Here is a 1,158-nt window from a genome sequence, read left to right as displayed (position 1 = left end):
CACCGCTCAGTGGAGCGCTGCGTTGGAGGAAACGGTCATCTGTTTTCTTTCGCACCGGTTTTCATGAGGCGATGAAGCATGCGGTCGGCCCTCGGCGGGAGATCGGTATTCGCACTGTTTTCAACCTCTTGGGGCCATTGACTAACCCCGCTGATGCAAAGGTTCAGCTGGTGGGTGTTTATCACCCCCATCTGACCGGTGTGATGGCCAGGGTGCTGCGCAGTTTGGGGGTGGAAAGGGCGATGGTGGTGCATGGGGATGGCCTGGATGAGATTTCCCATACCGGGGAGACCAGGGTCAGTGAGTTGATGGGGGGTGAGATCAGAACCTACTATCTCTCACCGGAGGATATCGGGCTGAAGCGGGGGAAACTGGCTGATATTTGTGGTGGAAATGCTGAGGATAATGCGCGGATGACAAGAGATGTCTTGAGCGGGAAACCCGGCCCCTGCCGTGATGTGGTTTTGATGAATGCCGCTGCTGCCCTCTTTGTGGGGGGAAAGGTGGAATCCCTGCGTGAGGGTGTGGAGTTGGCGGCACAGGTCATCGACTCCGGGGCGGCTCTGCGGAAGCTGGAAGATCTGGTTGCCTTTACGAAGAGCTGCGCCTGAGCCGAAACTGGGTGGATCAGGGGATCAGGGGGACGGATCTAGTGATCTATTGATCTAAGGGAACAGCTGGATTAAGGGTTGATTCAGGGTTGGTTCTTGCGATCTAGGTGCGGGAACACCGAATATCAGCAAGTTCCTGGAGATCAGTTAGATCAGGGGGACGGATCAAGTGATCTATTTGATCTAATGAAACAGCTGGATTAAAGGTTGATTCAGGGTTGGTTTTCGTGATTCAGGTGCGGGAACACGGATCACGGCAGGATCCAAGGGCAGTTCTCTTTGTATGAGGGGGTTCATTCAATTAACAGGGACAGCAGTGGCAGATAATCTAGCAGTAACCCTATCTCTGCTTCACCTATAGAGGCAGTAATTCCGATAACAGGAGGGTTTTGATGATTTTAGAGCGCATTGTTGAGGCCAAAAGGGAAGAGGTATCCACAGCAAAGAGCCGCTGTCCTCTGTCGGATTTAAAGATGCGGATTGATGCTCCGCCGGCCAGGGGCTTTATCGGTGCTGTGCGGAGGGATGATCTGATACAGCAGAATGA

At 53.5% G+C, this 1,158-nt stretch carries 1 protein-coding gene; it reads left to right on the top strand.

Annotated features, from left to right (window positions below):
• Window positions 1-611: anthranilate phosphoribosyltransferase (gene trpD, locus SSCH_RS04955; protein WP_044664512.1), on the top strand; the 611-nt coding region annotated here is incomplete at its 5' end.
• Window positions 612-1,158: the final 547 nt, after the last annotated feature.

This window comes from Syntrophaceticus schinkii (assembly GCF_000946815.1).
GTDB classification, from domain to species: domain Bacteria; phylum Bacillota; class DSM-12270; order Thermacetogeniales; family Thermacetogeniaceae; genus Syntrophaceticus; species Syntrophaceticus schinkii.
The sequence above is the reverse complement of the archived record's forward strand: the minus strand, read 5'-3'. Positions and strand labels throughout refer to the sequence as shown.